The organism is Pseudomonas sp. HMWF006 (assembly GCF_003061205.1).
GTDB classification, from domain to species: domain Bacteria; phylum Pseudomonadota; class Gammaproteobacteria; order Pseudomonadales; family Pseudomonadaceae; genus Aquipseudomonas; species Aquipseudomonas monsensis.
In genome coordinates, this window is record NZ_QAIU01000553.1 from 1 (window position 1) to 6416 (window position 6416).

A 6416-nucleotide genomic window follows, 5' to 3' on the forward strand; every position below is an offset into this window, starting at 1 on the left:
CGATTATGGATTCGGTAAAGCACAATCAGGTCGGCGCACCTCTCAAGCATTCCCCAATCAGTCCCCTCTCCCTCCGGGAGAGGGTTAGGGTGAGGGCTTGCGAATTCAGACGCGCTGCAACTCTGCATATCGAATCGCGAACTGCGCAGCCATCCCTTGGATTCTGGGGTCGGGCGCACTCGACAGTGTTTGACTCGCCACCCGCAGAAAATTCAGATTGCCGCCGGCCAAGGCTTTCTCAAGCCAATCGAGCGCCTCATCAATCCGCCCTTCCCCCGCCAACACCGCCGCGAAACTGAACTGCCCGCGAAAATCCCCGCCTTCAGCCGAACGTCGATACCACTCACGTGCCGCAGCAGGATCCGCCGGGCACACCTGCCCTTCTTCCAGATACCGCCCCAGCAGATTCATTGATTTCGCATGACCCCATTCAGCCGCGCGCCGATACAGCGCCAGCGCCTGTTGATGATCCACCGCCACCCCGCGCCCGGTCGCCAACAGATTGGCCAGGTTGTACATCGCCCAATCCAGCCCGGCATTCGCTGCGATCCGATAATGCTGCGCCGCAATTGCCGCATCCGCCGCACAGCCCCAACCATGCTCATGACAACGCCCGAGCATGTTGCGCGCCATCAGGTGACCTTGCCCGGCAGCGATGCCAAACCAGCGCAGTGCCAGCGGTTGATCCTGGGCGATGCCCTGACCGTCGAGCAGGATTTGCCCGAGCAATGCCTGCGCTTCAACTTCACCCTCACCCGCCGCCAGCAAAATCGCCTGCGCGGCACGGGCCGGGCTTTCTTCGAGCATGGCGCTGAGTTGCGCAGCGTCGAGGACTTCCTCGCGGCGGAGTTGAAAACTCATACCTCGACCCAGCGCCGCAGCAGGTTGTGATACGTGCCGGTAAGGCGGATCAACGCAGGATGATCAGGCATGTCCCGGGTCAGTTGCTGGATCGCCCCGTCCATCTCGAACAGCAACGCACGCTGACTGTCTTCGCGCACCAGGCTTTGCGTCCAGAAGAACGACGCATAGCGTGCGCCACGGGTGACGGCATTGACCTTGTGCAGACTGGTGCCGGGGTACAACACCATGTCGCCGGCCGGCAACTTCACCCGTTGCGTGCCGAAAGTGTCCTGAATTTCCAGCTCGCCGCCGTCGTAATCCTCAGGCTCGCTGAAGAACAGCGTGGCCGACAGATCGGTGCGCACCCGTTCGATGCTGCCCTTGGGCTGGCGCACGGCGTTGTCAATATGGAAATCGAAACTGCCGCCGGCCGTGTAACAGTTCACTAACGGCGGGAAGACTTTGTGCGGCAACGCGGCGGACATGAACAGTGGATTTTTCCACAACCGCTCCAGCATCGCCGCGCCGATTTCCTTGGCCAGCGGATGACCTTCGGGCAGTTGCAGATTGTGCTTCGCCTTGGCCGACTGGAAGCCGGCGGTAATCTTGCCATCAGCCCAATCGGCCTGCTCCAGCGCCTCGCGGATACGCTGCACTTCGTCTTTCGCGAACAGTCCGGGGATGTGCAGCAGCATGGCAATGTCACCTGATGGCAAAGAGGCGGCAATGGTATTGATTCTTATTGACTGTGTAAAACCCGAGAGACGAATGAACTGGCAAAAACCGTAAGGTTAAATTGTAAAGAATGTAAATTCAGTGCTAATAACAATGTTTCGCAATTGATACGAATACCTGTTTACCCTATATTCCGCCGCCTCAAATCCTTGGGGAGGGGAATAAAATGGCACGTCAACACGCACAATTACCGGTCAGTTCACCACGTCTGCTCGCCTCTGCAATCGGTGTGGCAATCACCGCCGGCTCCGCTGGTCACATGGTGTTCGCCGCAGAAAAAACCGACAGCAAAGCCACCGGCAATGCCATCGCCCTGGACGCCACCTCGATCACAGGCGAAGCCCAAGATTCGACGTCCTATCAGGTCGAGAAAGCCTCCTCACCCAAGTACACCGCGCCGCTGGTCGACACGCCGCGCTCGGTCACCGTCATCCCGCAACAAGTCCTGAAAGACACCGGCGCGCTGAACATGCAGGACGCCCTGCGCACCGTGCCGGGCATCACCTTCGGCGCCGGTGAAGGCGGCAACCCGCAGGGCGATCGCCCGTTCATTCGCGGCTTTGACGCCCAAGGCGACACCTACCTCGACGGCGTGCGCGACACCGGTTCGCAGAGCCGCGAGATCTTCGCCGTGGAAAACATCGAAGTCAGCAAGGGCCCGAACTCTGCCATTGGCGGTCGCGGCGCGGCGGGCGGCAGCATCAACCTGGTGAGCAAGAAAGCGCACCTGGGCAATTCGTTCGACGGCGGCTTCACCTGGGGCTCCGACCAGACCCAGCGCTACACCCTCGACGGCAACTACCAGTTCAACGACACCGCTGCTGGCCGGCTGAACCTGATGAGCCACGAAAGCAACGTCGCCGGTCGCGACAAGGTCGACTACGACCGCTGGGGCATCGCCCCGTCCCTGGCGTTCGGCCTGGGCACCGACACCCGCGTCAACCTCGATTACTACCACCTCGAAAGCAATGACACCCCGGATTCGGGCATCCCGTACACCATCCCGGCTGGCGGTTCGGCTGCACGCACCAAGTCCAACCCGGACAAGCCATACGCCGGTGGCGATCACAGCAACTTCTACGGTCTGGATCGCGACTTCCGCAAGGGCCGCACCGACACCGCGACCTTCGCCATCGAGCATGACCTGAGCGATTCGCTGACCATCAAGAACACCCTGCGCCATGGCACCAGCATGCAGGATTACATCCTCACCCAGCCGGACGACAGCAAGGGCAACGTCAACAATGGCAGCCTCTGGCGTCGGGCGAATACCCGGGTGAGCGACACCGAGACCACCACCAACCAGACTGACCTGTTCGGTAACTTCTACGTCGCCGGCTTCAAGAACAGCTTCTCCACCGGCGTCGAATACACCCGCGAGGAAAGTCAGAAGTCTTCATACAACGTCAACACTGACACTACGCCGCGCACCAGCGCCGCGACCAGCAACTGCACCCCGTCGATGATCGGCGCGTCCAGCGGCTACAACTGCACCTCGCTGTCGAACCCGAACCCGAACGATCCGTGGAACGGCGCGATCTCGCGCAACTACGCCGGCACCGACACCCAGGCCAACACTTACGCGCTGTATGTGTTCGATACCCTGGAGTTGAACGAGCAGTGGCTGGTGAACATGGGCCTGCGTTACGACCACTTCGACACCGACTACAAAACCTACAACGCTGCCGGCACCACCACGTCCAAGGGCGATGACACCAGCGAGTTCGTCACCGGTCAGTTCGGCGTCGTCTACAAGCCTGCGGAAAACGGCAGCATCTACGCCTCCTATGCCACCTCCGCCACGCCACCGGGCAACACCCTGGGCGAAGGCCAGGAAGGCAACCCGCTGGGCGGCACCACGGATCGCAGCGGCAACCTGCTGAGCAGCGACATGGAGCCGGAAACCACCAAGAACTATGAAATCGGCACCAAGTGGGATCTGCTCAATGATCGCCTGTCGCTGACGGCCGACATCTTCCGCACCGAGAAAGAGAACGCTCGCGTACAAGTCGACACCAGCTCTTACGAGAACGCCGGCAAGACCCGCGTGCAAGGTATCGAGCTGTCGGCCAGCGGCAAAATCACTGACAAGTGGCAAGTGTTCGCCGGCTACGCGTTCATGGACAGCGAACAAGTCGACGGCGGCCCGATGGGCAAGGCCAACGATGGCAACGAACTGCCGAACACGCCGAAAAACAGCGCCAGCCTGTGGACCACTTATCAGGTCACGCCGAAGCTGACCCTCGGGGGCGGCGCGTTCTACGTCGACGACGTGTACGGCAGTGTGGCCAACACCACGATGGTCGATTCGTATGTACGTTATGACGCGATGGCCGCCTACAAGCTGACCAAGAACGTCGACCTGCAACTCAACGTGCAGAACCTGACCAACGAAACCTATTACGACAAAGCCTTCTCGACTCACTTCGCCAACCAGGCGGCGGGGCGTACGGCGCTGTTGAGCACCAACTTCCACTTCTAAACACGGTGGAACCTGTGAAACCTGTGGGAGCGAGCTTGCTCGCGAAAGCGCTGGGTCAGTCAGCCTTCATGTCACTGACAGATTGCATTCGCGAGCAAGCTCGCTCCCACAGGTGATGTGATCAAAAGGCTTGGCCCCGTTCATTCCATTGAACGGGGCTTTTGTGCGTAATAAAGAACGCTTCTCGATAACCCACGGCATAATGCGCGCCGTGAAAACAACTTTCGAACGGACGACGAGTGACGTGTTGAAGAAAACCCTGTTCCAGTTGCACTGGTTTTTTGGCATCACCGCAGGCCTGGTACTGGCGCTGATGGGCATCACCGGCGCGGCCTATTCGTTTCAGGACGAAATCCTGCGGGCGCTGAACCCTTCCGTGCTGCAGGTGGAAAAACACGTTGCCGGCGTCCTGCCGCCCGTTGAACTGGTCGAGCGCATCGAAGCCACGTCCGGCAAGAAAGTCTCGATGCTCTGGGTCGAAACCGACAGCGGCAACGCAGCCAAGGTGTTCTTCACCCCGCCCAAAGGCGAGCGGCGTGGCGAGATGCGCTACTTCGATCCGTACACCGGCGAGTTCATGGGCAATGCGGTCGGCCAGGATTTCTTTGGCCTGATGCTGCAACTGCACCGTTTCCTCGCCATGGGCGACACCGGGCGTAACATCACCGGCGCCTGCACCCTGATCCTGTTGTTCTTCTGCCTCTCCGGCCTGTACCTGCGCTGGCCGCGCCAGTGGAACAGCTGGCGCGTGTGGCTGACCCTCGACTGGCAGAAAAAGGGCCGCGCCTTCAACTGGGATCTGCATTCGGTGGCCGGCACCTGGTGCCTGCTGGTGTACCTGCTGCTGGCGCTGACCGGGTTGTCGTGGTCGTACGAGTGGTACAACAAGGGCCTGACCAAATTACTCTCCGACGCACCGCAGAACGAGCGCGTGCGCGGTGGTCGCGGCCCGGCACCGGACGGCCCGGCACCGACCGCCGATTACGCGGCGATGTGGAGCAGCATCTACAGCGCCGCCGGCCCGGGCCTGGCCGCCTACAACATCCGCATGCCGGCCGTCGCGGGCCAGCCAGCGACCGTGTTCTATCTGCTCGACAGCTCGCCGCACGATCGCGCGCTGAACCAGATCACCCTCGACCCGGCCACCGGCGTGGTCAAACGCGTCGACCGCTACGCCGACAAGAGCTTCAAGGCACAACTGCTGACCAGCATTTACGCGCTGCACGTCGGTAGCTATTTCGGCCTCGTCGGGCGAATCATCATCACCCTCGCTGCCGTGTGCATGCCGCTGTTTTTCATCACTGGCTGGCTGCTGTATCTGGATCGCCGCCGCAAGAAAAAACAGATCCAGGACGCGCGCCAAGGCCTCGCCCAACCGACCGGCGATGGCTCGCCGTGGCTGATCGGCTTCGCCAGCCAGAGCGGTTTCGCCGAACAACTGGCGTGGCAGACCGCCGGTCAACTGCAGGCGGCGGGATTGCCGGCGAAGGTGCTGCCGCTGGCGAATGTCAGCCAGCAGGATCTGCGCGAATCGCCCCATGCGCTGTTCGTCGTCAGCACCTTTGGCGATGGCGAAGCACCGGACAGCGCCCGTGGGTTTGAACGCAAGGTACTGCGCAACGCCGCGAATCTCGATGGGCTGAACTACGCCGTACTGGGTCTGGGTGACCGCCAGTACGCACACTTCTGCGGCTTCGCCCGACGCCTGCATCAATGGCTGAGCGAGCACGGCGGCAAGACTTTGTTCGCCCCGGTCGAAGTCGACAGCGGCGACCCCTATGCCCTGCGTCACTGGCAGACTCAGCTCGGCCTGATCACCGGACAAGCGCCGGTCGACACTTGGCAGGCGCCGAGCTACGAAAACTGGACGCTGGTGCGCCGCGACCTGATGAACCCCGACAGCAGCGGCTCACCGGTCTACCTGCTGGGCCTGAGCGCACCGAGCACCAGCAGTTGGCTGGCCGGCGATCTGGTGGAAGTGCTGCCACGCAATTGTGCATGGGCGGTCGAGCATTTCCTCGACGGTCTCGGCATTCGTGGCGAAACCCGAGTGAAGATCAATGGCCTCGAAGAGCCGCTGGACGTCGCCCTCGCCTCGCGCCAGTTGCCTGAACATCGCGCACATCTGGTCGGCCTGCACGCCCAGGCGCTGGTCGATGCCATGGTGCCGCTGGCCATGCGTGAATACTCGATTGCCTCGATTGCCGCCGACGGTGTGCTGGAGCTGATCGTGCGCCAGGAACAGCATGCCGATGGCCGCCTTGGCATCGGTTCCGGCTGGCTGACCGAGCATGCCCCGGTGGGCGGCAGCATCAGTTTGCGCGTACGTCGCAACAGCGGTTTCCATCTGCCGAAC

Annotated in this window: 4 protein-coding genes; 2 read left to right on the forward strand and 2 right to left on the reverse strand. The window is 61.6% G+C overall.

The window, feature by feature from the left end; all coding sequences use genetic code 11:
• Nucleotides 1-105 precede the first annotated feature (105 nt).
• Both DBR24_RS24900 and DBR24_RS24905 read right to left on the reverse strand, forming a co-directional pair.
• The gene (locus tag DBR24_RS24900; protein WP_128616061.1) at nucleotides 106-861 is read right to left on the reverse strand and encodes a tetratricopeptide repeat protein; all 756 of its coding nucleotides are present in this window, start codon (nucleotides 859-861) and stop codon (nucleotides 106-108) included.
• Nucleotides 858-1538: a Fe2+-dependent dioxygenase gene (locus tag DBR24_RS24905; protein WP_123464579.1), complete on the reverse strand. Its 681-nt coding sequence runs from the start codon at nucleotides 1536-1538 to the stop codon at nucleotides 858-860. Before DBR24_RS24905 ends, DBR24_RS24900 begins: the two co-directional genes overlap by 4 nt.
• A gap of 206 nt (nucleotides 1539-1744) precedes the next feature.
• Here DBR24_RS24905 and DBR24_RS24910 point away from each other — a divergent pair, with 206 nt between their 5' ends.
• Nucleotides 1745-4060: a TonB-dependent siderophore receptor gene (locus DBR24_RS24910; RefSeq protein ID WP_128616062.1), complete on the forward strand. Its 2316-nt coding sequence runs from the start codon at nucleotides 1745-1747 to the stop codon at nucleotides 4058-4060.
• Nucleotides 4061-4304: 244 nt separating this feature from the next.
• The coding region (locus tag DBR24_RS24915; protein WP_256591817.1) for a PepSY domain-containing protein at nucleotides 4305-6416 on the forward strand (2112 nt) is incomplete at its 3' end.

Coding starts and splice junctions, on each gene's coding strand:
- DBR24_RS24900 (WP_128616061.1), bottom strand. CDS start 861: ATGAGTTTTCAACTCCGCCGCGAGGAAGTCCTCGACGCTGCGCAACTC.
- DBR24_RS24905 (WP_123464579.1), bottom strand. CDS start 1,538: ATGCTGCTGCACATCCCCGGACTGTTCGCGAAAGACGAAGTGCAGCGT.
- DBR24_RS24910 (WP_128616062.1), top strand. CDS start 1,745: ATGGCACGTCAACACGCACAATTACCGGTCAGTTCACCACGTCTGCTC.